This is a genomic window from Pseudomonas sp. AU12215 (genome assembly GCF_001675465.2).
In the GTDB taxonomy this organism is placed as follows: domain Bacteria; phylum Pseudomonadota; class Gammaproteobacteria; order Pseudomonadales; family Pseudomonadaceae; genus Pseudomonas; species Pseudomonas nitroreducens.
This window is the reverse complement of sequence record NZ_MACM02000137.1, coordinates 137504-161167: the sequence shown is the minus strand read 5'-3', so window position 1 is coordinate 161167 and position 23664 is coordinate 137504. Positions and strand designations below refer to the sequence as shown.

Below are 23664 nucleotides of genomic sequence, written 5' to 3'. Positions count from 1 at the left end.
TTTACGGCATCGCTGCGCAAAGCGATTTGTTCTTTTGCAATTCTTGTATCACATCAAAATCAAACCAACCAATCTAAATCTGCCGTATCGCTTCCAGCGACCAGCTGAAGGCCTTTAAAAATCCTTGTGAAACCAGCAAATACGCTGGAACCATTACCTTGCATGAGAACCGAGCCGATTCATTCGATGGCATCGGCAGAAACATTTTAGACACGCAATTCAACTTTCATAGTTGTTTTATTGTATCGCTTTAGGCCTATACTGCGGAAAGGCCGGAGCCGGGCAACGCCTGCCTCCCATAATTCCAATACCAGCCGGCCATGCAGCCGTGCGTGCAGCCTGAGGACGATGTCATGCCTCGCACCCTTGCCGTTCAGATGCCTGAAGCGGGCGTCCGCCTGATCACATTGCAGCGCCCCGAGGCGCTGAACGCCCTGAACACCGAACTGCTCGGCGAACTGGCCAGCGAACTCGAAGCCGCCGAACAGGACGTCGAAACCCGCGCCGTGGTGCTGACCGGCAGCCGCAAGGCGTTCGCCGCCGGCGCCGATATCAAGGAAATGGCCGAGCGCGACCTGGTCGGCATCCTCAACGATCCGCGTGTCGGTTACTGGCAGCGCATAGCCGGCTTCTCCAAGCCGCTGATCGCCGCCGTCAACGGCTTTGCCCTGGGCGGCGGCTGCGAGCTGGCCATGCACGCCGACATCCTGATTGCCGGGGAGGACGCCCGCTTCGGCCAGCCGGAAATCAACCTCGGCATCATGCCGGGCGCTGGCGGCACCCAGCGCCTGCTGCGCGCCGTGGGCAAGCCGCTGGCCATGCAGATGGTCCTCACCGGCGAGGCCATCGATGCCCGCCATGCCCAGCGTGCCGGTCTGGTCAGCGAAGTCACGCAACCCGAGTTCACCGTCGAACGCGGCCTGCAAATCGCCAAGAGCATCGCCGCCAAGGCGCCACTGGCCGTGCGCCTGGCCAAGGAAGCGCTGCTAAAGGCGCAAGACACCGATCTTGCGACCGGCCTGCGCTTCGAACGCCACGCCTTCACCCTGCTGGCCGGCACCGCCGACCGCATTGAGGGCATCCGCGCCTTCCAGGAAAAGCGCAAGCCGGCCTACGAAGGCCGCTGATCTCCCCTTTTTTGTCTTTGATGGAGCGAGCCCGCCCATGAACTTCGAGCACATCCTGTTTTCCATCGAGGACGGCATCGCCCTCCTCAGCCTGAACCGCCCCGAACAGCTGAACAGCTTCAACACCGCCATGCACGGCGAAGTGCGCGAAGCACTCAAGCAGATCCGACAGAACCCGGAAGCCCGCGTGCTGCTGCTGACCGGTGAAGGCCGCGGCTTCTGCGCGGGCCAGGACCTGTCCGACCGCAACGTCGCACCCGGCGCGGAAGCGCCTGACCTCGGCCAGTCCATCGAGCAGTTCTACAACCCGCTGATCCGCACCCTGCGCGACTTGCCGCTGCCGGTCATCTGCGCGGTGAACGGCGTGGCCGCCGGCGCCGGCGCGAACATCCCGCTGGCCTGCGACCTGGTGCTGGCGGCGCGCTCGGCCAGCTTCATCCAGGCCTTCTGCAAGATTGGACTGATCCCCGATTCCGGCGGCACCTGGACCCTGCCGCGCCTGGTCGGCATGGCCCGCGCCAAGGCCCTCGCGCTGCTGGGCAATCGCCTGACCGCCGAGCAGGCCGAGCAATGGGGCCTGATCTACCAGGTGGTGGATGACGCCAACCTGCGTGAGGAAGCCCTCAAGCTCGCCCGTCATCTGGCCACCCAGCCGACCTACGGCCTGGCACTGATCAAGCGCAGCCTCAACGCCAGCCTGAACAACAGCTTCGACGAACAGTTGGAGCTGGAGCGCGATCTGCAGCGCCTGGCCGGGCGCAGCGAGGACTACCGCGAGGGCGTGGCCGCCTTCATGGAAAAACGCACCCCCAGCTTCAAGGGCCGCTGATCGATGAGCGCACTTCAGCAAGACGCGAAAGTCGCGGTCATTGGCGCCGGCGCCATGGGCGCGGGTATCGCCCAGGTCGCCGCCCAGGCCGGGCACCCGGTGAAGCTCTACGACAACCGCCCCGGCGCCGCCGCCCAGGCCATCGACGGCATCGACCGCCAGCTCGGCCGGCTGGTGGAAAAAGGCAAGCTTGACGCCGAAGCTCGCAACGCCATCATCGCCCGCCTGCAACCGGTGGAAGCCATCGAGGCGCTGGCCGATTCGAAGCTGGTGATCGAGGCCATCGTCGAGAACCTGGAGATCAAGCGCAGCCTGTTCCAGCAGCTGGAAGCCCTGTGCGCAGAAGACTGCATCCTCGCCAGCAACACCTCCTCGCTGTCCATCACCAGCCTCGCCGCCGGCCTCAAACGCCCGCAGCAGGTGGTCGGCATGCACTTCTTCAACCCGGCGCCGCTGATGGCGCTGGTGGAAGTCGTCTCCGGCCTCGCCACCGATCCTGCGCTGGCCGACAGCCTGTATGCCACCTCGCTGGCCTGGGGCAAGAAACCGGTTCACACCAAATCCACGCCCGGCTTCATCGTCAACCGCGTGGCGCGCCCCTTCTACGCCGAAAGCCTGCGCCTGCTGCAGGAAGGCGCCGCCGACTGCGCGACGCTGGATGCGCTGATGCGCGATGCCGGCGGCTTCCGCATGGGCGCCTTCGAGCTGACCGACCTGATCGGCCACGACGTCAACTACGCCGTCACCTGCTCGGTATTCGCCGCCTACTACGGCGACTTCCGCTTCCAGCCCTCGCTGATCCAGAAGGAACTGGTGGACGCCGGCCGCCTCGGCCGCAAGAGCGGTCGCGGCTTCTATGACTACGCCGAAGGTGCCGAGCGCCCGCAGCCGGCCAGCCTGAGCAGTGCCTCGCCTGTCAGCGCCTGCGTGCTGGAGGGCGACCTGGGCGTCGCCCAGCCGCTGGTACAGCGCCTGAAGGACGCTGGCATCGAGATCGTCCAGCGCGCCGGCAATGGCCTGCTGCGCGTCGGTGATGCAGTGATCGCGCTGTCCGATGGTCGCCTCGCCAGCCAGCGCGCCAAGCAAGACGGCCTGCGCAATCTCATGCTGATCGACCTCGCGCTGGATTACACCAAGGCTTCGCGCCTGGGCATTGCCTGCTCGGCGGACACCACGCCCGCAGCCCTCGACCAGGCCGTCGCTCTGCTGGCCAAGGCAGGCATCGCCACTAGCCGCCTGAGCGACACCCCCGGCCTTGCCGTGCTGCGCACCGTCGCCATGCTCGCCAACGAAGGCGCGGATGCCGTGCTGCAAGGCGTCGGCAGCGCCGCTGATATCGACCTCGCCATGCGCGCCGGCGTGAACTACCCGCAGGGCCCGCTGGCCTGGGCCGGGCAGATCGGCATCGGCAACGTGCTGCGCGTACTCGACAACCTGCAGGCCGCCTACGGCGAGGACCGCTATCGCCCATCCCTGCTGCTGCGCCGCCTGTACGCCGAGGCCCCGCATGTCGAGGAGAGCACCTTCCATGACTGACGCTACCCAACTGGCCCGCGCCTGCGCCGAGGCGATGTACGAGCGCGACCAGGCCACCCGACGCATGGGCATCCAGTTGCTGGATGCCGGCCCCGGCAGCGCCAAGCTGTCGATGCGCGTGCGCGAGGACATGATCCAGGGCCACGGCACCTGCCACGGCGGCTACCTGTTCGCCCTCGCCGACTCGGCCTTCGCCTTCGCCTGCAACAGCTACAACGACGCCACCGTCGCCATCGGCTGCAGCATCGACTACGTGGCGCCGGCCCGTGAAGGCGACGAGCTGATCGCCAGCGCCTTCGAGCAGAGCCGCAGCGGCCGCACCGGCAACTACGACGTGCGCATCGAGAATTCCCAGGGCCAACTGATCGCCCTGTTCCACGGCAAATCCTACAAAGTGCGCGGCACCGTGCTGGCGCAGGAGACATCCGAATGACAGACCTCACTGACGCCCTGATCATCGACGCGGTGCGCACGCCGATTGGCCGCTACGCCGGCGCCCTGTCCGGCGTGCGCGCCGACGACCTCGCGGCGATCCCGATGAAGGCCCTGATACAGCGCCACCCGGAGCTGGACTGGAGCGCCATCGACGACGTGATCTTCGGCTGCGCCAACCAGGCCGGCGAGGACAACCGCAATGTCGCCCATATGGCCTCGCTGCTGGCCGGCCTGCCGGTCACCGTGCCCGGCACCACGCTCAACCGCCTGTGCGGCTCCGGCCTCGACGCCGTGGGCAGTGCCGCACGCGCCCTGCGCTGCGGCGAGGCCGGACTGATGCTGGCCGGTGGCGTGGAATCCATGTCCCGCGCGCCGTTCGTGATGGGCAAGTCCGAGCAGGCCTTTGGCCGCAGTGCGGAAATCTTCGATACCACCATCGGCTGGCGCTTCGTCAACAAATTGATGAAACAGCAGTTCGGCATCGACTCCATGCCCGAGACGGCGGAGAACGTCGCCGAGCAGTTCAACATCAGCCGCGAAGACCAGGATGCCTTCGCCCTGCGCAGCCAGCACAAGGCCGCCGCCGCCCAGGCCAATGGCCGTCTGGCGAAGGAAATCGTCCCGGTGGAGATTCCCCAGCGCAAACGCCCGGCCAAGGTGGTCGAGCAGGACGAACACCCGCGCGGCGATACCACCCTGGAGCAACTGGCCAAGCTTGGCACGCCGTTCCGCGAAGGCGGCAGCGTCACCGCCGGCAACGCCTCGGGGGTCAACGACGGCGCCTGTGCGCTGCTGATGGCCTCCCCGGCCGCCGCCACGCGCCACGGCCTGAAGGCCCGCGCCCGCGTCGTGGCCATGGCCACCGCCGGCGTCGAGCCGCGGATCATGGGCATCGGCCCGGTGCCGGCGACCCGCAAGGTGCTGGAGCTGGCCGGCCTGTCGCTGAACGACATGGACGTGATCGAGCTGAACGAAGCCTTCGCCGCCCAGGGCCTTGCCGTGCTGCGCGAGCTGGGCCTGGCAGACGACGACGCGCGGGTGAACCCCAACGGCGGCGCCATCGCCCTCGGCCACCCGCTGGGCATGAGCGGTGCGCGCCTGGTCACCACCGCCCTGCATGAACTGGAGGAACGCGGTGGCCGCTACGCCCTGTGCACCATGTGCATCGGCGTCGGCCAGGGCATCGCCCTGATCATCGAAAGAATCTGATCCACAGGGAGCTTCGCCCCCCCGCACCGCCAGTCGCCAAGTGCGCCGGCTGGCAGACAGAGCAACGTCTCTGGCAGGGGTTCGAATCCTTCCGCGAACGGGGGCGTTATGCTGCTCCCATGACACTCGCAGCCCGCTTACGGGCTGGCGTACAAGAACAAATCGAGTGAACCCATGAACATGTACCATGATGCCGAACGTGCCCTGCTTGACCCGATGGAGACCGCCAGTGTCGACGAGCTGCGCCAGCACCAGCTGGAGCGCCTGCGCTGGAGCCTCAAGCACGCCCACGACAACGTCCCGCTGTACCAGAAGCGCTTCGCCGAGGCTGGTGTACACCCGGACGACCTGACCTCCCTGGACGATCTCGCCAAGTTCCCCTTCACCGGCAAGAACGACCTGCGCGACAACTACCCCTACGGCATGTTCGCCGTGCCCCAGGAAGAGATCGTGCGCCTGCACGCCTCCAGCGGCACCACCGGCAAACCCACGGTGGTCGGCTACACGCAGAACGACATCGACACCTGGGCCAACGTGGTCGCGCGCTCCATCCGCGCCGCCGGCGGCCGCAAGGGTGACAAGGTGCATGTGTCCTACGGCTACGGCCTGTTCACCGGCGGCCTGGGTGCGCACTACGGCGCCGAGCGCCTGGGCTGCACCGTGATCCCGATGTCCGGCGGCCAGACCGAGAAGCAGGTCCAGCTGATCCGCGATTTCCAGCCGGACATCATCATGGTCACCCCGTCCTACATGCTCAACATCGCCGACGAGATCGAGCGCCAGGGCGTCGACCCGCACAGCCTCAAGCTGCGCCTGGGCATCTTCGGCGCCGAGCCGTGGACCGCCGAACTGCGCCGCGCCGTGGAAGAACGCATGGGCATCACCGCCCTGGATATCTACGGCCTTTCGGAAATCATGGGCCCGGGCGTGGCCATGGAGTGTGCCGAGACCAAGGACGGCCCGACCGTCTGGGAAGATCACTTCTACCCCGAGATCATCGACCCGGCGACCGGCGCCGTGTTGCCGGACGGCCAGTACGGCGAGCTGGTGTTCACCTCGCTGTCGAAGGAAGCGCTGCCGATGATCCGCTACCGCACCCGCGACCTGACCCGCCTGCTGCCAGGCACCGCGCGGCCGATGCGGCGCATCGACAAGATCACCGGGCGCAGCGACGACATGCTGATCATCCGTGGCGTCAACGTCTTCCCGACCCAGGTCGAGGAACAGGTGCTGAAGATCAAGCAGCTCGCCGAGTGCTACGAGATCCACCTGCACCGCAATGGCAACCTCGACTGCATCGACGTCCACGTCGAGCTGCGCCATGACCAGCAGAGCCTGTCGGCGGACGAGCAGAAGGCCATCGGCAGCGAACTGGGCAAGCAGATCAAGACCCACATCGGCGTCAGCGCCCGCGTGCTGGTGCAGCCGAGCCACAGCCTCAAGCGTTCGGAAGGCAAGGCCTGCCACGTGTATGACAATCGGCCCAAGGGCTGATTCGCCGGCGTGACTGAAAGCCCCGCTTCGGCGGGGCTTTTTATCTTCCGAAGGAGTGATTTAGAACCTCGGCCCGCGCAATCACCCCTCACCCCAGCCCTCTCCCAAGGGGAGAGGGAGCAGTTCGCAACTGCCGGTTGGCTCGGCATTCCTCCTCACGCCGAACGGTCCCCTCTCCCTCTGGGAGAGGGTTAGGGTGAGGGAACGCCCAGCGCCCATCGCTCCCGCAACACGACAACCATCCGTCGCCCCGCCTTCCCTACCTGTCGATCCTTCACACTGCCCTTCGACTATTCCTCAAAGGCAGGCGGCATCCGGCCGTCTGCCCAATCGCAGGAGAAGAGCGATGACCTATGTCGATGGTTTCCTCGTACCGGTGCCCACCGCCAGCCGTGAGCGCTACATCGAAGTGGCACGCAAGGCGGCGGCGCTGTTCAAGGAGCATGGTGCACTGAGCGTCGTCGAGTGCTGGGGCGACGACGTGCCCGAGGGCAAGGTGACCTCCTTCCCCATGGCCGTGAAACGCAAGGAGGACGAAACCGTGGTGTTCTCCTGGATCACCTGGCCGAGCAAGCAGGCGCGGGACGAAGGCATGAAGAAGTTCATGGAGGACGCCCGCATGAAAACCGACTTCAACGACATGCCCTTCGACGGGCAACGCATGATCTTTGGCGGCTTCCAGGTGATCGTCCAGGCCTGACGCCTGCCTCCCCCCACACGCGCTGCTCATTGCAGGACCGAGGGGACGCCTAGTTCTTGCTCGCGAACCGCTCGACGCCTGGTCATCGGCAAGCATGGTTCGCGAGCAAGCTCGCTCCTACAACCCCTCCTAACCACCACATATGATTCATTCATAAAAATACATTTGCGTATCACTTTGTCATCTTTCCGGTGAATGGCAGGCGCTTTTCACGCCCAGGCAAATACGCCGCAGAATTCCGATAAATTCCTGCAAAATTCTCACTTTTTACCGAATTAGCTCGGTGAATTGCGCTCCTTTGCGCGCCCGCCTGATCCCAAAAGATCGCCAAATCGATACACAATCCATTTACGACACATCATTTAGTGTTAGACATTCATTTCTGTATCATTTAAAACTACAGCCATGGCCAAGGCCGTCCCACGAACAAGACAAAAGGCTGGAGACACAGCATGTACGCACAACTGGTTGAGACCGGCGTGAAGCGCATCAAGGCGCTGGACGAGATGTCGCCGGAAGAACGCGCCTTCCAGGAAAAGATCGATGCCGAGATCAAGATCGAGGCAAAGAACTGGATGCCCGACGCCTACCGCCAGACGCTGATCCGGCAGATTTCCCAGCACGCCCACTCCGAGATCGTCGGCATGCTGCCCGAGGGCAACTGGGTGACCCGCGCACCGACCTTGAAGCGCAAGCTGCAGCTGATGGCGAAGATCCAGGACGAAGCCGGCCACGGCCTGTACCTCTACAGCGCCATGGAAACCCTGGGCGCCGACCGTGATACCGAGATCGCCAAGCTGCATTCGGGCAAGGCAAAGTATTCGAGCATCTTCAACTACCCGACGCTGAACTGGGCCGACATGGGCGCGGTGGGTTGGCTGGTGGATGGTGCGGCGATCGTCAACCAGGTGGTGCTGCAGCGCACCTCCTACGGCCCCTACTCGCGCGCGATGATCCGCATCTGCAAGGAAGAGAGCTTCCACCAGCGCCAGGGCTACGAAATCCTCCTGACCATGATGCGCCACGGCAACCAGGCACAGAAGGACATGGTCCAGGACGCCATCAACCGCCTCTGGTGGCCGGCGCTGATGATGTTCGGCCCCAGCGACGCCGACTCCCCCAACAGCGCCCAGTCCATGGCCTGGAAGATCAAGCGGCAGAGCAACGACGAGCTGCGCCAGCGCTTCGTCGACCAGACCGTGCCGCAACTCGAACTGCTCGGCTGCACCGCCCCGGACCCGGACCTGAAGTGGAACGAGGAGCGCGGCCACTACGACTTCGGCGACATCCAGTGGGAAGAATTCTACGAAGTGCTCAAGGGCAACGGCCCGTGCAACACCGAGCGCGTCGCCACCCGCCGCAAAGCCATCGAAGACGGCGCCTGGGTCCGCGAAGCCGCGGTCGCCTACGCCCGCAAACAACAACAGAAGAAAGACGCCGCCTGAGCCGCGAGGAGAGAAAAGTCATGTCCGAGTGGACTTTGTTCGAAGTATTCGTGCGTAGCAAACACGGCCTGAACCACAAGCACGTTGGCAGCGTCCATGCCGCCGACGCCGCCATGGCCATCGAGAACGCCCGCGAGCTGTACACCCGCCGCAACGAAGGCGTGAGCCTGTGGGTCGTGCCCTCCGCGCTGATCACCGCCTCCTCCCCCGACGAGAAGGACCCGCTGTTCGACCCGGCGCAGGACAAGGTCTACCGCCACGCCAGCTTCTACGAGCTGCCGCCCGAAGTCGGCCACATGTGAGATCGCGTGCGATGAACCCGAATTCTGACAAGATCGAATACCTGCTGCGCCTCGCCGACAGCGCCCTGATCCAGGGCCAGCGCCTGTGCGAATGGTGCGGCCACGCCCCGGCCCTGGAAGAAGAGCTGGCGCTGATGAACGTCGGCCTCGACCTGGTGGGCCAGGCGCGCAACTGGTACGAGTACGCCGTGGAACTGCTGGACGACGGCCGCGACGCCGACCACCTGGCCTTCCGCCGCGACGAGCGCGCCTTCCGCAACCTCCTGCTGGTCGAGCAGCCCAACGGCGACTTCGCCGTGACCATCGCCAAGCAGTTCCTCTATGACGCCTGGCACTTCCATGTGCTGCACGCCCTGAGCAGCTCCAGCGACGAGCGTATCGCCGCCATCGCTGCCAAGGGCCTGAAGGAAGTCACCTACCACCTGCGCCGTTCCTCCGAGTGGATGCAGCGTCTGGGCGACGGCACCGAGGAAAGCCATGCGCGCATGCTCGCGGCGATCCCGCAGGTATGGCGCTTCACAGTCGAGCTGTGCAACGCGGACGAAGTAGAGCAGCGCCTGTTCGAAGCCGGGATCGCACCGAACCCGACCGAGCTGGCCAATGCCTGGAAGTCCAAGGTCGCCGACATCTTCGCCGCCGCGACCCTGCCGTTGCCGGAGCCTGCGGTGAACTTCTACCTCAGCGGCCGCCGTGGCCTGCACACCGAGCACCTGGGCATTCTCCTGGCCGAGATGCAGTTCCTCCAGCGGGCCTACCCCGATGCAACCTGGTGAGCTGATTACCAGCGATCGCGGCGCGCGCGCCGGCACGGCTGATGACCTCAGCCGCGCCTGGCACGTGCTCGGCGCGGTGATGGACCCGGAAGTGCCGGTGGTCAGCGTGGTCGAGCTGGGCATCGTGCGCGGGCTCGACTGGCAGGACGGCCACCTGCACGTGGTGGTCACTCCGACCTACTCCGGCTGCCCGGCCACCGAAGTCATCGAGCAGGACATCCAGCACGCCCTGGAGCACGCAGGCTTCGCTGCGCCGCAACTGGAGCGCCGCCTGAGCCCGGCCTGGACCACCGACTGGATCAGCGACAGCGGCCGCCAGGCCCTACGCGAATACGGCATCGCCCCGCCGGCCGGCAGCACCAGCAAGCGCAGCCTGCTTGGCGAGACCCCGGAAGTGCGCTGCCCGCAGTGCGGCAGCCTGCACACCGAGCAGCTCAGCCAGTTCGGCTCCACCGCCTGCAAGGCGCTGTACCGCTGCATCGACTGCCGCGAACCCTTCGATTACTTCAAGTGCATCTAGGAGGACGAAGACAAACCGCTGCGCTAAGCCACGCGTCGCTGAAAACGACTTCGAATTGCTCATTCACAGATGTGAACCCCGCTTCCGAAGCCGCTTCCGCCTCGCCTGACCTTCGCTCGCGACGTTTGTAGTCGCCCTCCGCGCGGTAGAACCGCAGGAGAACAACAATGAGCAAATTCCACAGCCTGAAAATCAAGGAAGTGCGCGCGGAAACCCGCGATGCCGTGTCCATCGCCTTCGACGTCCCGGCGGAGCTGGCCGACAGCTTCCGCTTCCAGCATGGCCAGCACCTGGTCATGCGCACCCAGCTCGACGGCGAGGAAGTGCGCCGCTCCTACTCCATCTGCAGCGGCGTGAATGACGGCGAGCTGCGCGTGGCGATCAAGCGCGTGCCGGGCGGGAGTTTCTCCGCCTACGCCAACGAGACGCTGAAGGTCGGCGCCAGCCTGGAAGTGATGCCGCCAGCCGGCCACTTCAATGTCGAACTGGACCCGGCGCGCCACGGCAACTACCTGGCGGTCGCCGCCGGCAGCGGCATCACGCCGATCCTGTCGATCGTCAAGACCACCCTGGAAACCGAGCCGCACAGCCGCGTCACCCTGCTCTATGGCAACCGCTCCAGCAACGCCGCGATGTTCCGCGAGCAGCTCGAAGACCTGAAGAACCGCTACCTGCAGCGCCTCAACCTGATTTTCGTGTTCAGCCGCGAGCAGCAGGACGTCGACCTGTACAACGGCCGCATCGACGCCGACAAGTGCGGCCAGCTGTTCAGCCGCTGGCTCGACGTGAAGAGCCTGGACGCTGCCTTCATCTGCGGCCCGCAGGCGATGACCGAGACAGTGCGCGACCAGCTCAAGGGCAACGGCATGCCGGCCGAGCGCATCCATTTCGAGCTGTTCGCCGCCGCCGGCAGCGAGAGCAAGCGCGAAGCCCGCCAGGCTGCCGCTGCCGTCGACAGCGCGAAGAGCCAGATCACCGTGATCAGCGACGGCCGCGAGCTGTCCTTCGAGCTGGCCCGCAACAGCGTCAGCGTGCTCGACGCCGGCAACGCCCAGGGCGCCGAACTGCCGTACTCGTGCAAGGCCGGCGTGTGCTCGACCTGCAAGTGCAAGGTGGTTTCCGGCGAGGTGGAAATGGACAGCAACTTCGCGCTGGAGGACTACGAAGTGGCAGCGGGCTACGTACTGAGCTGCCAGGCGTACCCGATCAGCGACAACGTCGTGCTCGATTTCGACCAGCTCTGATCTGGCCCTGCGCTCCTGCAGAAAGAATTCAGCTCCACCGCCAGCGCCCACAAGGCCGCTGGCGAACCCAATCCGGCGGCATCGTCCCGCCAATGAAGAATGCGCCGCCGACGCCCACCCGGCGCGGCGGTCACCGGCAGCAGCCGGCACCCTTGCGTAGCGATCCGGAGGACAACAACCATGGCCCAAGAGCCTATCCTGCAAAGTTTCATCGGCGGCCGCTGGGTCGGCCAGCATGGCGCCCAGGCGCTGCGTAGCGCGCTCAATGGCCAGACCGTGGCGCGCACCCACGAGGAGGCGCTGGACTTCGCCGAAGCCGTCGCCCACGCCCGTGAGCAGGGCCTCAAGGAACTGATGTCCATGGACTTCCAGCAGCGCGCCCAGCGCCTGAAAGCCCTGGCGCTGTACCTCACCGAGCGCAAGGAACAGCTCTACGAGATTTCCCGCCACAGCGGCGCCACCCGCGCCGACAGCTGGATCGACATCGAAGGCGGCGCCGGCACCCTGTTCGCCTACGCCGGCGTCGGCGGCCGCGAGCTGCCCTCGGGCAACGTGGTCCACGAAGGCCCGGCCATGCCGCTGGGCAAGACCGGCAAGTTCGCCGGCAGCCACATCCTGGTGCCGCGCGGCGGCATCGCGGTGCACATCAACGCCTTCAACTTCCCGATCTGGGGGATGCTGGAGAAGTTCGCGCCGAGCTTCCTCGCCGGCATGCCTTGCATCGTCAAACCGGCCACCGCCACCAGCTACATCACCGAAGCCGCCGTGCGCCTGATGCACGAATCCGGCCTGCTCCCGGCCGGCAGCCTGCAACTGATCATCGGCGGCACCGGCGACCTGCTGGACCGCCTGCAGGGCCAGGACATCGTCACCTTCACCGGCTCCGCCGACACCGCCGCCAAGCTGCGCGTCAATCCGAACCTGATTCGTCACTCGGTGCCGTTCAACGCCGAGGCCGACTCGCTGAACTGCGCCATCCTCGCGCCGGACGTCACCCCGGACGACGAGGAATTCGACCTCTTCGTCAAGGAAGTGGCCCGCGAGATGACCGTGAAGGCCGGGCAGAAGTGCACCGCCATCCGCCGCGCCATCGTCCCCGCCAAGCATGCCGACGCCGTCGCCGAACGCCTGCGTGGCCGCCTGGCCAAGGTCGTGGTCGGCGATCCCTCAGTGGACGGCGTGAAAATGGGCGCCCTGGCCTCCCATGCCCAGCAGACCGACGTCGCCGAGCGCGTGGATGCTCTGCTGAAATCCAGCGAACTGGTGTTCGGCGCGAAGGACGGCTTCGCCCCGCGCGGCGACGGCGTGGCCGAAGGCGCATTCTTCGCCCCGACCCTGCTGCGCAGCCGCGATCCGCACGCCGAAGGCGGCGCCCACGACATCGAGGCGTTCGGTCCGGTGACCACCCTGATGGCCTACGACGATATCGACGAAGCCGTCGCCCTCGCCGCTCGCGGCAAGGGCAGCCTGGTGGCGAGCCTGATCACCCGTGATCCGCAGGTCGCCGCAAAAGTCGTCCCGGTGATGGGCGCCCTGCACGGCCGCCTGCACATCCTCGACCGCGAGTCCGCCGCCGAATCCACCGGCCACGGCTCGCCCCTGCCGGTGCTCAAGCACGGCGGCCCGGGTCGCGCCGGCGGTGGTGAAGAACTAGGCGGCGTGCGCGCGGTGAAGCACTACCTGCAGCGCACCGCCGTACAGGGCTCGCCGACCATGCTGATGGCCGTCACCGGCGAGTACGTGCGCGGCGCCAAGGTCTACGAGACCGAGGTGCACCCGTTCCGCCGCTACTTCGACGACCTGAAGATCGGCGAGTCGCTGCTGACCCACCGCCGCACCGTCACCGAGGCGGACCTGGTCAACTTCGGCTGCCTGTCGGGTGACCACTTCTACATGCACTTCGACGAGCTGGCGGCCAAGGATTCGCAGTTCGGCAAGCGCATCGCCCACGGCTACTTCGTGCTCTCGGCGGCGGCCGGCCTGTTCGTCTCGCCCGGCGTCGGCCCGGTGCTGGCCAACTACGGCCTGGACACCCTGCGCTTCATCAACCCGGTGGGCATCGGCGACACCATCCAGGCGCGCCTGACCTGCAAGCGCAAGATCGACCAGGGCAAGAAGAGCCCCAAGGGCGAACCGCAGGGCGTGGTCGCCTGGGACGTGGAAGTCACCAACCAGCTAGGCGAACTGGTGGCCAGCTACGACATCCTCACCCTGGTGCTCAAGCGCGCGTGATGCGCTGAGCGCTCAACTCCGCTGCCATCTTCGACCGGCCTTCGGGCCGGTTTTTTCATGCCCGCGCGCTGCCGACATGCAGGCGCCAGCGGAGCCTCTCCGCTGCCAGGGCCCTACTGGTCGGGCGCCGCCACGGTGGTCATGCTCCTGCCATCCACCCGCCGCAGCGGCAGCGATTCAGGGTCGAACCCGTCGATGCAGCAGGCGTTCACGCTGAGCAGCGCCGGGTTGCTGCGGCGCTGGTGATAGACGTAGATCCCGCACGTTCCGCAGAAATAGTGCAGCGCCACGCCGCTGTTCCAGCGATACAGGCGCAAGGCCTGATCGCCGCGGGTCAGACGGAAGTTGCCCTTCGGCACGGTTGCCATCAGCGCATTGCGCTTGCCGCACAACGAGCAGTCGCAGCGCACCAGTTCGTCGAGTTCCGCGTCGAAGGCGAAAGCCACCGCGCCGCAGTGGCAGGTGCCGGTGTAGTGCATGGCTAATCCCTCGTCACAAGTGCCCTTGATCACTGCCTGCAAGCGTAGCCCCTCGCCCTATTCGTGATTCAGGATCAACTATCCTTTGCCCTTCACCGCGTTTTTCTCAAGGGCTGACTTCCGGACAATGCCTCCCATCGCATCCCATTCGTCCGGAGCCCCCACCATGCCCCTCGCCCTCCTGGCGCTGACGCTCAGTGCCTTCGCCATCGGCACGACGGAGTTCGTCATCGTCGGCCTGATTCCCACCATCGCCAGCGACCTGGGGGTCACCCTGCCCTCCGCCGGCCTGCTGGTGAGCCTCTACGCCCTGAGCGTCGCCATCGGCGCACCGCTGCTGACCGCCATGACCGGGCGCATTCCACGCAAGGCGTTGCTGGTCGGGTTGATGGCGTTGTTCACCGTCGGCAACCTGGTGGCCTGGCAGGCGCCCAGCTACGAATCGCTGATCGTCGCGCGCATCCTCACCGGCCTCGCCCACGGCGTGTTCTTCTCGGTCGGCTCGATCATCGCCACCAACCTGGTGAGCAAGGACAAGGCCGCCAGCGCCATCGCCACCATGTTCAGCGGCATGACCGTCGCCTTCGTCACCGGCATTCCGCTGGGTACCTTCATCGGCCAGCACCTGGGCTGGCGCGTGACCTTCCTGGTGGTGGCCGCCTTTGGCGTGATCGCCCTGCTCGGCAGCCTGCTGTTCGTGCCGAAGAACATCCAGCACACGCCGCCGGCGCCGCTGCTGCGCCAGGCCCGCGTGCTGCTGCAGCCGCGCCTGCTGCTGGTCTACGCGATGACCGCGGTGGGCTACGGCGGCTCGCTGATCGCCTTCACCTTCCTCGCGCCGATCCTCCAGGATCTGGCCGGTTTCAGCCCGAACATGGTCGGCGCCGTGCTCCTGGCCTACGGTGTCTCGGTAGCCATCGGCAATATCTGGGGCGGCCGCCTGGCTGACAAACGCGGTCCGGTGAGCGCCCTGAAGATCATCTTCGGCCTGCTGGCTTCGGTGCTGCTGGTGCTCACCTTCACCGCCGGCAACCCGTGGCTGGTGGTGTTGACCGTGCTCGCCTGGGGCGCCGTCGCCTTCGGCAACGTACCGGGTCTGCAGGTCTACGTGGTACAGCAGGCCGAGCGCGTGGCGCCGGACGCCGTGGACGTGGCCGCCGGCTTCAACATCGCCGCGTTCAACCTCGGCGTGGCCGGTGGCTCCTGGGCCGGCGGCCTGGTGGTCAGCCACCTGGGCCTGGGCCATACGCCCTGGATCGCCGCTGTCGTCACCCTCGCCGCCTTCGGCCTGACCGCCCTGAGCGGTCGTCTGGACCGGCGCAATTCCATGGAACCGGCCGCCCCTGGCGCGGTTCCCACTCACTGATCGACCACAAGGAGTTCTTCCATGAGCGTTCCCGCCTTCGGCCTCGGCACCTTCCGCCTCAAGGGCCAGACCGTCATCGACTCGATCCGCACCGCGCTGGACCTGGGTTACCGCGCCATCGATACCGCGCAGATCTACGGCAACGAAGCCGACGTCGGCGAAGCCATCGCCGGCAGCAAGGTAAAGCGCGACGATCTGTACCTGACCACCAAGATCTGGACCGAGAACTACGCCGCCGACAAGCTGATCCCCAGCCTCAAGGACAGCCTGCACAAGCTGCGTACCGACCGCGTCGAGCTGACCCTGATCCACTGGCCGTCGCCCAAGGGCCAGGTACCGGTCGCCGAGTTCATGGGCGCCCTGGCCGAAGCCAAGGCCCAGGGCCTGACCGGCGAGATCGGCGTGTCCAACTTCACCATCGCCCTGATGCAGGAGGCCATTGCCGCTGTCGGCGCCGGCCAGATCGCCACCAACCAGGTGGAACTGCACCCCTACCTGCAGAACCGCAAGGTGGTGGAGTTCGCCCAGAGCCAGGGCATCCACATCACCTCCTACATGACCCTGGGCTACGGCAAGGTGCTCAGCGACGAGGTGATCATCGGTATCGCCAAGCGCCACGGCGTCACGCCGGCGCAGGTCACCCTGGCCTGGGCGATGCAGCTGGGCTACTCGGTGATCCCGTCGTCCACCAAGCGCGAGAACCTCGAAGGCAACCTGCGCGCTGTCGACCTGCGCCTGACCGACGCCGACATGGCCGCCATCGCCGCACTGGAGCGCAACGAACGCATCACCAGCCCGGAAAGCCTGGCCCCGGCCTGGGATTGATCCGCCGCTGACCGACAGCCGCCCCACCGAGGGCGGCTTTCCCGTTTCCAAGGAGTCTTCATGAGCGCTATCACTGCAGATTATGCCGCCTGGACCTGGACGCCCGGCGCCGGCCTCGATGGCCTGAAACAGGTGCGCCTGCCGATTCCGCAGCCCGGTCCGGACGAGGTACTGGTGGCCAACACCGCTATCGCGCTGAATCCGGTGGACTGGAAGATGATCGACTGGGGCCGCGACGACTGGCAGCAAGGCCAGGTACCTGGCGTGGATGGTGTCGGCATCGTCATTGCGGTGGGCAGCGAAGTGAACCTGCGCGCCGGCGCCCGCGTCGCCTACCACCAGGCGCTGACCCGTGGCGGCAGCTTTGCCGAGTACACCCTGCTGCGCGCCCGTGCTGTCTACCCGGTGCCCGATTCGCTGGACGACGCCACCGCCGCCAGCCTGCCCTGCCCCGGCCTCACGGCCTGGCAAGCACTGAATAAGCTGCCGGCCTGCAACCACCGCGATGTGCTGGTGACTGGCGCCGGTGGTGCGGTCGGCTATCTGCTCGCGCAACTGGCGCTGCAACGTGGGCTGCGCGTGTGGGTGACCGCGGCGCCGAAACACCGCGAACACCTGCTGCAACTGGGTATCGCCGGGGTCTTCGACTACCGCGACGGGCAGTGGTCCCAGCACCTGCGCGAAGCCCTCGGCCCGCGCCGCCTGCAGGGCATCTTCGATACCGTCAGCGGCAACCACGCCGCCAGCCTCGCCCCGCTGCTGGGCTACAACGGCCACCTGGTGTGCATTCAGGACCGCCAGGAAAACGCTCCGCTGCCAGCCTTCAGCACTGCCATCTCGCTGCACGAAGTGGCGCTCAACAGCATCCATGCCCACGGCGAAGCGCTGGACTGGCAGGAGCTGCACCAGGCGGCAGCGAGCCTGATGCAGGGCGTCGCCAGCGGCCAGTTGCAGGCGCCAGCGAAGCAGTTGTTCGACTTCGCCGAACTGCCCGAAGCGCTGCGGCGCTTGAAGTCCGGCGAAGGCAGCGGTAAATGGATCAGTCTGCTGCCGGCGCCGATGGTCGTTGCCTGACCAGAGCGCTGCGGGCGAAAGCGGAACTCCCATTTCGCAGGACGAACACGTCCTACAAAGACACTCCCCGGGCAAACACACAGGAGAACAACATGGATCTGGGCATCAAGGGCCGCTGGGCCGTGGTCTGCGCCGCCAGCAAGGGGCTGGGCAAGGGTTGCGCCGTGGCGTTGGCCCGCGAGGGCGTGAACCTGGCGATCAACGCCCGCGACGTCGATACCCTCGCCGCTACCGCCGCCGAGCTGCGCCAACTGGGCGTGGAAGTGCACGAAGTGGCCGGCGACATCAGCCAGCCGGAGGTGCGTGCCGCACTGCTCGCCGCCTGCCCGCAGGTGGACATCCTGGTAAACAATGCCGGCGGCCCGCCACCCGGCGATTTCCGCGACTGGGAACGCGAAGACTGGCTGCGCGCCCTGGAGCTGAACATGCTCACGCCCATCGAGCTGATCAAGGCCACGGTGGACGGCATGGCCGAGCGCGGTTTCGGCCGCATCGTCAACATCACGTCCGGCTCGGTGAAGGCGCCAATCGCCACTCTCGGGCTGTCCAACGGAGCGCGCAGCGGCCTGACCGGCTTCGTCGCCGGCCTGGCACGCCAACCGCAGGTGGCGGGCAGGAACGTGACCATCAACGGCCTGCTGCCCGGCTCCTTCGATACCGATCGCCTGCGCAGCGGCTTCCACCGCGCCGCCCAGCTGAGCGGGCGCGATGAAGATGAGCTGGTGGAGGCCGGCAAGCAGGAAATCCCCGCCGGACGCTTCGGCAGCGCGGAAGAATTCGGCCAGTTCTGCGCCTTCCTGTGCAGCGCACAGGCCGGCTACCTGACCGGGCAGAACCTGTTGCTCGATGGCGGCGCTTATCCGGGAACCTACTGACGGCGCCACCCTGTAGGAGCGAGCTTGCTCGCTCCTACAAAGGCCAGCCGCTACCATCCACCCCGCCGCTCCCGAACAGGCCCCCCGATGAAAGCCCACTCCGACGAACTCAAGACCTTCGCCACGGTGATCGACTGCGGCTCCATCACCGCCGCCGCCGAGCAACTGGGGCTGACGCCCTCGGCCGTGAGCCGGGCGTTGTCGAAGCTGGAGGAGAAACTCGGCACCACCCTGCTCAACCGCACCACGCGGCGGATGAAGCTCACCGAGGAAGGCGAGTTCTTCCTGGAGAACGCCCGGCACATCCTCGAACAGATGGACGCCCTGGAGGAACGCCTGGCCCTGCGCCAGCAATCCCCGGCCGGGCGGCTGCGGATCAACGCCGCCTCGCCCTTCATGCTGCACGCCGTGGTGCCGCATATCGGTGCCTTCCGCGAGCGCTACCCGGACATCGAGCTGCAGCTCAATACCAACGACCTCAACATCGACCTGCTGGAGCAGAGCACCGACATCGCCATCCGCATCGGCCACCTCGCCGACTCCAGCCTGCACGCGCGCCCCCTGGGCAGCAGCCGGCTGAACCTGCTGGCGGCGCCGCAGTACCTGGAGCGCCACGGGACGCCGGGCAACCTGGAAGAGCTGCTCGGCCACTCGCTGCTGGGCTTCACCCAGCCCGAAGCGCTGAACATCTGGCCGATCCGTCACGCCGGTGGCGATACCCTGACCATCAATCCGTCGCTGTCCGCCTCCAGCGGCGAGACCCTGCGCCAACTGGCCATCGGTGGCCAGGGCATCGCCTGCCTCGCCAGCTTCATGACCTGCGACGACATCCGTGCCGGGCGGCTGGTACGAGTGCTGCCGGAGCTGACCAGTGAGCGTCGCCAGCCAATCCACGCGGTGTACTACCGCAACTCGCAACTGGCGTTGCGCATCCAGTGTTTCCTCGACTTCATCCAGGAGCGCCTGGCGCAGTCCCTGCACGCCACCGGCTGACCTAAGAAATTTCCCACAGCTGGAAAACCTCGACCACACTGAACAGGGTTCGCGACGCACCGCATCGACGGGCGTCCTCCCGCCAAGATCGAGGGCCCGGCATGTCACCCATGCTGCTGTACCTGCGCGCCATCATCCATCCCGGCCGCGACACCCTGCTGTTTGCCCTGCGCACCGTAGTCGCGGGCCTGCTGACGCTGTACCTGGCGTTCCTGCTCGACCTCGACCAGCCCAAGTGGGCGACCATGACGGTCGTCATCATCAGCACCCCGCTGGCCGGCATGACGCTGCAGAAGAGCTTCGCCCAGGTGATCGGCACCACCATCGGCGCCATGGTCGCGGTGGCGATCATGGCGCTGTTCCCCCAGGCGCCCCTGCCCTTCATCGTCACCCTGGCGCTGTGGCTGGCGATCTGCACGGCCGGCGGCACGCTGATGCGCTTCACGCATTCCCATGCCTTCGTGCTCAGCGGCTTCACCGCCGTGATAGTCGCCCTGCTGGCCCAGCCGGCGCCCGAATCCACCTACACCCTGGCCATCACCCGCGTCACCGAGACCTTGCTCGGCGTCGCCTGCGTCACTCTGGTCAGCCTGTTCTTCGCTCGCCCACAGAGCGTAGCGCGGGGCTATTTCGCCAAGGTCGACCAACTGATCCGCTTGATCGCCGTGCATGCCGCTGCGGTGATCCGCGGCGAGGAGCCGGAAGAGGACTTCCAGCAAAGGCAGAAGCAACTGCTGGGCGAGATCGCCGCCCTGGAAATGTTGCGCCGCCACCTGTATTTCGACGCCCCGCGCCTGCGCGGCGCCAACGAACTGGTGCAGCAACTGGCCAACCAGCTGGTGCTGATGACCTCGCGCCTGGCCATTCTGCGGCGCCAGCGCAAGCTGATCGAAGCCCGGCTGACCGGCCCGCTGCCCGAATCCGTGCGACGGCTGCGCGAAGACGAACTGGCCTGTCTGGAGGAACTGGCCGAATTCGGTCGCTCCCTGCCCAATACCACTCGCCGACGCATCACCCAGCTGCGCCAGCGCTTCGACGCTGCTGCGCGGCAGGCCGAGGAGCTGGCCGACGGGCTGCCCGCCTCGCTGCGCTCGCTGGCCTGGGCACTGCGATTCGAACAGGCGCGGCTGATGCAGCAGCTGGACGAGATGATCGAGCTCAGCGAAGCCATCCAGGAAGGCCGACCCGGCAGCAGCACCTACCGGCAGAGCCAGGCCCAGGCGCTGCACCTGGACTTCCACCTCGCCGCGATGAACGCCACCCGCGCCTTCGTCGCGCTGTGCTGCGCCGGCTGGATCTGGGTGGAAACCGCCTGGGACGGCGCCCGCGCCGGGATGATCCTGATCGGCATCCTCTGCTCCCTGCTGGCCACCTTCCCGCGCCCGCTCATGGCCAGCCTGGCGTACATGCGCGGGCTGGCTATGGCGCTGGTGGCGGCGGCGTTGCTGCAATTCCTGCTGCTACCCAGCGTCGGCGACTTCGAGATGCTCGCACTGTTCCTCACGCCGCTGCTGTACGTGATCGCGGTGGGCCTGGCCAATCCGCAGACCGCCGGGATCGGCATCGGCCTGGGGCTATCAACCTTCCTGCTGGTGGGCCCGCAGAACCAGGGCGCGTGGATCAACACGTCGCTGCAATGGTTCGAGTTCGCCGGTGGCTATGTCAGCGCCGGCGTGCTGGCGCTGCTGGTGTACGCCTGGGTGTTCCCCTTCGACGCCGACGCCCGCCTGCGCCGCCAGTCGCGGCGGACCCGCGCCGAGGTGCGCTCGGTGCTGCTGTCCAAACCCAGCGAGGCGCGCCGCTTCCTGTTCGAGAGCCGCATGGTGGATCGCCTGGCAATCATGCTCGGGCTGCTGCCGGCGGCGCGCGACAGCCAGTCCGGCGAGCGCTTCCAGTGCAGCCTGGCGAGCATGACCCTGGGCGTGGTGCTGCACCAGTTGCGCCGCGAGAGCCTCAACCCCGGCGGCCTGCCGCAAACCCTGCGCGCCCGACTGTCGCTGCTGCTGGATGAGCTCGCCGCCTGCCTCGACCAGCCACCCGCCGCCCCGCTGCACCGGGTGCTGCCGGCGATGCGCGAGCTGGGAAATGAGCTGGACGAGCTGCAGAGCCTCGGCAGCTACCCCAGCGGCGACGCCATGCGCCCGGTGTTCGTCAGCGGCGTGGCGCTGCTGGTGGCCGCCGATCTGCTGGAGCGCTTCCGCGACCTTTACGGCGAATCCACCGCCTTCAACGACGACCCTGGGGAACCCGCGCTGCATGCCCGTTGATATCGAATTGGGCGGGGTCTACCTGCCGCCGCTGGCCCAGGCCCTGCTGCTGGCCTTGCCGATCTTCCTGCTGCTGGACTGGAGCCTGCGCCGACTCGGCGTGTTGCGCCTGGTCTGGCACGAGGCGCTGTTCGAAGGAGCGCTCTACGCCTGCCTCTGTGCCGGCCTGATCCTGCTCATGGGAGCCCTGCACTGAATGGCCGGCCTGCGCAAAGCCCTACCGCCGCTGATCACCCTGGCCGTCGTGGCGCTCGCCCTGGTCCTCGGCTTCTTCGCCTGGACCTACTACACCCGTGCGCCCTGGACCCGCGACGCCCGGGTGCGTGCCGACGTGGTGACGGTCTCGGCCGACGTCACCGGGCGCATCGTCGAATTGCGGGTGAAGGACAACCAGCACGTCAGCAAGGGCGACCTGTTGCTGAGCATCGACCCGGCGCGCTACGAGCTGGCGGTATTGCACGCCGATCGCGCGGTGGAAGTCGCCCGCGCCGCGCTCGGCCAGTCCCAGGCCGCCATCGCTGCCAACCAGGCGCTGCTGCGTCAGCGGCAGAGCGAGGAAGTCCGCCGCAAGGCGCTCAAGGCCCGCTCGGCAATCTCCAACGAGGAGTGGGAGAAGGCTCACACCGACGTCACCGTGGCCGAGGCGCAACTGCTGCGCGAGCAAGCCAACCTGGGGCTGGCGCAAGCCAATGTCAGCCTCGCCGAGGCCGCGCAGAAACAGGCCCGCCTCGATCTGGAACGCACCCAGGTGGTGGCGCCGGTGAACGGCTACGTGACCAACCTGCTGACTCGCGCCGGCGACTACGCCACCGCCGGCCACTCGCTGGTGGCGCTGGTGGACAGCGATTCCTTCTACGTCGGCGGCTACTTCGAGGAAACCAAGCTGCCGCGCATCCGCGAGGGCGACGCGGTGAACGTGCAACTGATGAGCGGCGAGCGCTTCGCCGGCCGCGTCGAAAGCATCGCCTTCGCCATCACCGACCGCGAGAACGCCCCCGGTGCGCGCCTGCTGGCGAACATCAACCCGAGCTACACCTGGGTCAAACTGGCCCAGCGCATCCCGGTACGTATCGCCATCGACCCGGACTACAAGGGCCGTGACCGCCTGCGCGCCGGCACCACCGCCACCGTCAGCGTGGTCGAAAGCCCTCGTTAGACTCGATCTTCCGATGGGCAGGCGGAACTTTCATCAGCGCCTCGTCATCAACCCATCGCGTGATTGTCACCCGCCCGGTGCAACATGCGCCCAGCTTCCCGCATCCCGCGCGGCAGCCACCGCCGAGGATCGCCCTTGCCCCGCCTTCGCCTTCTGGCCGCTTCCCTGCTGACCTGCACCACCCTCGCCCTGGTGGCCTGGCGCGCGCTGCCCTCGCCACCGGAGGACGTGCCCAGCAGCAGCCTGTTCGCACAGAACTGGGCCCGTGGCGGAGTCGTCCTGCTGGTCCGTCACATGGAGCGCTGCGACCGCTCCAGCGCCGAATGCCTGGGCGCCGCCGACGGCATCACCGAGCGTGCCGCCGCCCTGGCACGGAGCATGGGCGCAAGCATAACCCGCCTGGGCCTGACCGCCACCGACATCTACAGCAGCCCGGCCAACCGCACCATGCAGACCGCCGACCTGATGTTCGACCGCAGCGTGGCGCGCCAGGACTGGCTGCTCACCTGCAAGGACGGCGACCTCGCCGCGCAGATCCGCGAACACAAGGCCGAGCACCGCAACCTGGTGCTGGTCACCCACAGCGAATGCTTCGACCTCCTGCGCGAGAACCTCAAGGTGCGCGAGACCGACACGCCCGAGTACGGCAGCGCCCTGGTGCTGTTCGACGAGGCCCAGCCGCGGTTGCGCATCGCCGGCGAAGTCGAGACCGATGAATGGCTGAAGCTGGTGAACCCGCACAACCCGAGCTGAGGCCGCTGCCAGAAAGCGCTTTCTGTGCCA

23 protein-coding genes are annotated in these 23664 nt (G+C 66.8%); 22 read left to right on the top strand and 1 reads right to left on the bottom strand.

The window, feature by feature from the left end; all coding sequences use genetic code 11:
* Positions 1-353: 353 nt before the first annotated feature.
* The 13 genes from paaF to paaZ all read left to right on the top strand — a co-directional run bounded on the left by paaF (position 354) and on the right by paaZ (position 13846).
* Entirely contained in the window at positions 354-1127 is a 774-nt protein-coding gene (gene paaF / locus A9513_RS18530; protein WP_065085231.1) for a 2,3-dehydroadipyl-CoA hydratase PaaF, read from the top strand.
* Between the two features lie 37 nt (positions 1128-1164).
* Positions 1165-1956, top strand: coding sequence for a 2-(1,2-epoxy-1,2-dihydrophenyl)acetyl-CoA isomerase PaaG (paaG, locus tag A9513_RS18525; RefSeq protein WP_065085230.1), 792 nt, complete (start codon positions 1165-1167; stop codon positions 1954-1956).
* A gap of 3 nt (positions 1957-1959) precedes the next feature.
* On the top strand, positions 1960-3492 hold the full coding sequence (paaH, locus tag A9513_RS18520) for a 3-hydroxyacyl-CoA dehydrogenase PaaH (RefSeq protein WP_065085229.1): 1533 nt from the start codon (positions 1960-1962) through the stop codon (positions 3490-3492).
* A complete protein-coding gene (gene paaI / locus A9513_RS18515; RefSeq protein ID WP_065085228.1) occupies positions 3485-3925 on the top strand; it encodes a hydroxyphenylacetyl-CoA thioesterase PaaI in 441 nt (146 codons plus the stop codon). Before paaH ends, paaI begins: the two co-directional genes overlap by 8 nt.
* Complete coding sequence (pcaF, locus tag A9513_RS18510) at positions 3922-5136, top strand: 3-oxoadipyl-CoA thiolase (protein WP_065085227.1); 1215 nt, start codon at positions 3922-3924, stop codon at positions 5134-5136. The genes paaI and pcaF overlap by 4 nt, the downstream gene beginning before the upstream one ends.
* Positions 5137-5310: 174 nt before the next feature.
* Positions 5311-6630: a phenylacetate--CoA ligase PaaK gene (gene paaK, locus A9513_RS18505; RefSeq protein ID WP_065085226.1), complete on the top strand. Its 1320-nt coding sequence runs from the start codon at positions 5311-5313 to the stop codon at positions 6628-6630.
* Between the two features lie 346 nt (positions 6631-6976).
* Positions 6977-7330, top strand: a complete 354-nt coding sequence (locus A9513_RS18500; protein WP_024764428.1) for a DUF1428 domain-containing protein — start codon at positions 6977-6979, stop codon at positions 7328-7330.
* 452 nt (positions 7331-7782) lie between these two features.
* Entirely contained in the window at positions 7783-8775 is a 993-nt protein-coding gene (paaA, locus tag A9513_RS18495; RefSeq protein WP_024764427.1) for a 1,2-phenylacetyl-CoA epoxidase subunit PaaA, read from the top strand.
* Between the two features lie 20 nt (positions 8776-8795).
* A complete protein-coding gene (gene paaB, locus A9513_RS18490; RefSeq protein WP_024764426.1) occupies positions 8796-9077 on the top strand; it encodes a 1,2-phenylacetyl-CoA epoxidase subunit PaaB in 282 nt (93 codons plus the stop codon).
* An 11-nt stretch (positions 9078-9088) separates the two neighbouring features.
* A complete protein-coding gene (gene paaC, locus A9513_RS18485; RefSeq protein ID WP_065085225.1) occupies positions 9089-9850 on the top strand; it encodes a 1,2-phenylacetyl-CoA epoxidase subunit PaaC in 762 nt (253 codons plus the stop codon).
* Positions 9837-10370, top strand: coding sequence for a 1,2-phenylacetyl-CoA epoxidase subunit PaaD (gene paaD, locus A9513_RS18480; RefSeq protein ID WP_065085224.1), 534 nt, complete (start codon positions 9837-9839; stop codon positions 10368-10370). The genes paaC and paaD overlap by 14 nt, the downstream gene beginning before the upstream one ends.
* A gap of 167 nt (positions 10371-10537) precedes the next feature.
* Positions 10538-11614 carry a 1,2-phenylacetyl-CoA epoxidase subunit PaaE gene (gene paaE / locus A9513_RS18475; protein WP_065085223.1) on the top strand — a complete coding sequence of 359 codons (1077 nt, stop codon included), beginning with the start codon at positions 10538-10540 and terminating at the stop codon, positions 11612-11614.
* A gap of 180 nt (positions 11615-11794) precedes the next feature.
* Positions 11795-13846, top strand: coding sequence for a phenylacetic acid degradation bifunctional protein PaaZ (gene paaZ / locus A9513_RS18470; protein ID WP_065085222.1), 2052 nt, complete (start codon positions 11795-11797; stop codon positions 13844-13846).
* A gap of 113 nt (positions 13847-13959) precedes the next feature.
* Here paaZ and A9513_RS18465 read toward each other — a convergent pair whose 3' ends face one another.
* Positions 13960-14325, bottom strand: coding sequence for a GFA family protein (locus tag A9513_RS18465; RefSeq protein WP_037010547.1), 366 nt, complete (start codon positions 14323-14325; stop codon positions 13960-13962).
* Positions 14326-14491: 166 nt separating this feature from the next.
* On the opposite strand from A9513_RS18465, the gene A9513_RS18460 reads away from it, so the two are divergent.
* The 9 genes from A9513_RS18460 to A9513_RS18420 all read left to right on the top strand — a co-directional run bounded on the left by A9513_RS18460 (position 14492) and on the right by A9513_RS18420 (position 23634).
* A complete protein-coding gene (locus A9513_RS18460) occupies positions 14492-15691 on the top strand; it encodes an MFS transporter (RefSeq protein ID WP_024764420.1) in 1200 nt (399 codons plus the stop codon).
* A gap of 21 nt (positions 15692-15712) precedes the next feature.
* Positions 15713-16516, top strand: a complete 804-nt coding sequence (dkgB, locus tag A9513_RS18455; protein ID WP_065085221.1) for a 2,5-didehydrogluconate reductase DkgB — start codon at positions 15713-15715, stop codon at positions 16514-16516.
* A gap of 60 nt (positions 16517-16576) precedes the next feature.
* Positions 16577-17590 (top strand): zinc-binding dehydrogenase, encoded by a 1014-nt coding sequence (locus A9513_RS18450; protein WP_037010551.1) that lies wholly within the window; start codon positions 16577-16579, stop codon positions 17588-17590.
* Between the two features lie 92 nt (positions 17591-17682).
* Entirely contained in the window at positions 17683-18465 is a 783-nt protein-coding gene (locus tag A9513_RS18445) for an SDR family oxidoreductase (protein ID WP_065085220.1), read from the top strand.
* Between the two features lie 87 nt (positions 18466-18552).
* Positions 18553-19458 (top strand): LysR family transcriptional regulator, encoded by a 906-nt coding sequence (locus A9513_RS18440; protein WP_024764416.1) that lies wholly within the window; start codon positions 18553-18555, stop codon positions 19456-19458.
* A 101-nt stretch (positions 19459-19559) separates the two neighbouring features.
* Entirely contained in the window at positions 19560-21725 is a 2166-nt protein-coding gene (locus A9513_RS18435) for an FUSC family protein (RefSeq protein WP_065085219.1), read from the top strand.
* Positions 21715-21921, top strand: coding sequence for a DUF1656 domain-containing protein (locus tag A9513_RS18430; RefSeq protein ID WP_037010560.1), 207 nt, complete (start codon positions 21715-21717; stop codon positions 21919-21921). Before A9513_RS18435 ends, A9513_RS18430 begins: the two co-directional genes overlap by 11 nt.
* Positions 21922-22881, top strand: coding sequence for an HlyD family secretion protein (locus A9513_RS18425; protein ID WP_051445631.1), 960 nt, complete (start codon positions 21922-21924; stop codon positions 22879-22881).
* A gap of 135 nt (positions 22882-23016) precedes the next feature.
* A complete protein-coding gene (locus A9513_RS18420; RefSeq protein ID WP_065085218.1) occupies positions 23017-23634 on the top strand; it encodes a hypothetical protein in 618 nt (205 codons plus the stop codon).
* The last annotated feature ends 30 nt before the right edge of the window (positions 23635-23664 follow it).

What these genes read in the sequence shown, in the direction of transcription:
- paaF (WP_065085231.1), top strand. Translation starts at nt 354, where the DNA reads ATGCCTCGCACCCTTGCCGTTCAGATGCCTGAAGCGGGCGTCCGCCTG.
- paaG (WP_065085230.1), top strand. Translation starts at nt 1,165, where the DNA reads ATGAACTTCGAGCACATCCTGTTTTCCATCGAGGACGGCATCGCCCTC.
- paaH (WP_065085229.1), top strand. Translation starts at nt 1,960, where the DNA reads ATGAGCGCACTTCAGCAAGACGCGAAAGTCGCGGTCATTGGCGCCGGC.
- paaI (WP_065085228.1), top strand. Translation starts at nt 3,485, where the DNA reads ATGACTGACGCTACCCAACTGGCCCGCGCCTGCGCCGAGGCGATGTAC.
- pcaF (WP_065085227.1), top strand. Translation starts at nt 3,922, where the DNA reads ATGACAGACCTCACTGACGCCCTGATCATCGACGCGGTGCGCACGCCG.
- paaK (WP_065085226.1), top strand. Translation starts at nt 5,311, where the DNA reads ATGAACATGTACCATGATGCCGAACGTGCCCTGCTTGACCCGATGGAG.
- A9513_RS18500 (WP_024764428.1), top strand. Translation starts at nt 6,977, where the DNA reads ATGACCTATGTCGATGGTTTCCTCGTACCGGTGCCCACCGCCAGCCGT.
- paaA (WP_024764427.1), top strand. Translation starts at nt 7,783, where the DNA reads ATGTACGCACAACTGGTTGAGACCGGCGTGAAGCGCATCAAGGCGCTG.
- paaB (WP_024764426.1), top strand. Translation starts at nt 8,796, where the DNA reads ATGTCCGAGTGGACTTTGTTCGAAGTATTCGTGCGTAGCAAACACGGC.
- paaC (WP_065085225.1), top strand. Translation starts at nt 9,089, where the DNA reads ATGAACCCGAATTCTGACAAGATCGAATACCTGCTGCGCCTCGCCGAC.
- paaD (WP_065085224.1), top strand. Translation starts at nt 9,837, where the DNA reads ATGCAACCTGGTGAGCTGATTACCAGCGATCGCGGCGCGCGCGCCGGC.
- paaE (WP_065085223.1), top strand. Translation starts at nt 10,538, where the DNA reads ATGAGCAAATTCCACAGCCTGAAAATCAAGGAAGTGCGCGCGGAAACC.
- paaZ (WP_065085222.1), top strand. Translation starts at nt 11,795, where the DNA reads ATGGCCCAAGAGCCTATCCTGCAAAGTTTCATCGGCGGCCGCTGGGTC.
- A9513_RS18465 (WP_037010547.1), bottom strand. Translation starts at nt 14,325, where the DNA reads ATGCACTACACCGGCACCTGCCACTGCGGCGCGGTGGCTTTCGCCTTC.
- A9513_RS18460 (WP_024764420.1), top strand. Translation starts at nt 14,492, where the DNA reads ATGCCCCTCGCCCTCCTGGCGCTGACGCTCAGTGCCTTCGCCATCGGC.
- dkgB (WP_065085221.1), top strand. Translation starts at nt 15,713, where the DNA reads ATGAGCGTTCCCGCCTTCGGCCTCGGCACCTTCCGCCTCAAGGGCCAG.
- A9513_RS18450 (WP_037010551.1), top strand. Translation starts at nt 16,577, where the DNA reads ATGAGCGCTATCACTGCAGATTATGCCGCCTGGACCTGGACGCCCGGC.
- A9513_RS18445 (WP_065085220.1), top strand. Translation starts at nt 17,683, where the DNA reads ATGGATCTGGGCATCAAGGGCCGCTGGGCCGTGGTCTGCGCCGCCAGC.
- A9513_RS18440 (WP_024764416.1), top strand. Translation starts at nt 18,553, where the DNA reads ATGAAAGCCCACTCCGACGAACTCAAGACCTTCGCCACGGTGATCGAC.
- A9513_RS18435 (WP_065085219.1), top strand. Translation starts at nt 19,560, where the DNA reads ATGTCACCCATGCTGCTGTACCTGCGCGCCATCATCCATCCCGGCCGC.
- A9513_RS18430 (WP_037010560.1), top strand. Translation starts at nt 21,715, where the DNA reads ATGCCCGTTGATATCGAATTGGGCGGGGTCTACCTGCCGCCGCTGGCC.
- A9513_RS18425 (WP_051445631.1), top strand. Translation starts at nt 21,922, where the DNA reads ATGGCCGGCCTGCGCAAAGCCCTACCGCCGCTGATCACCCTGGCCGTC.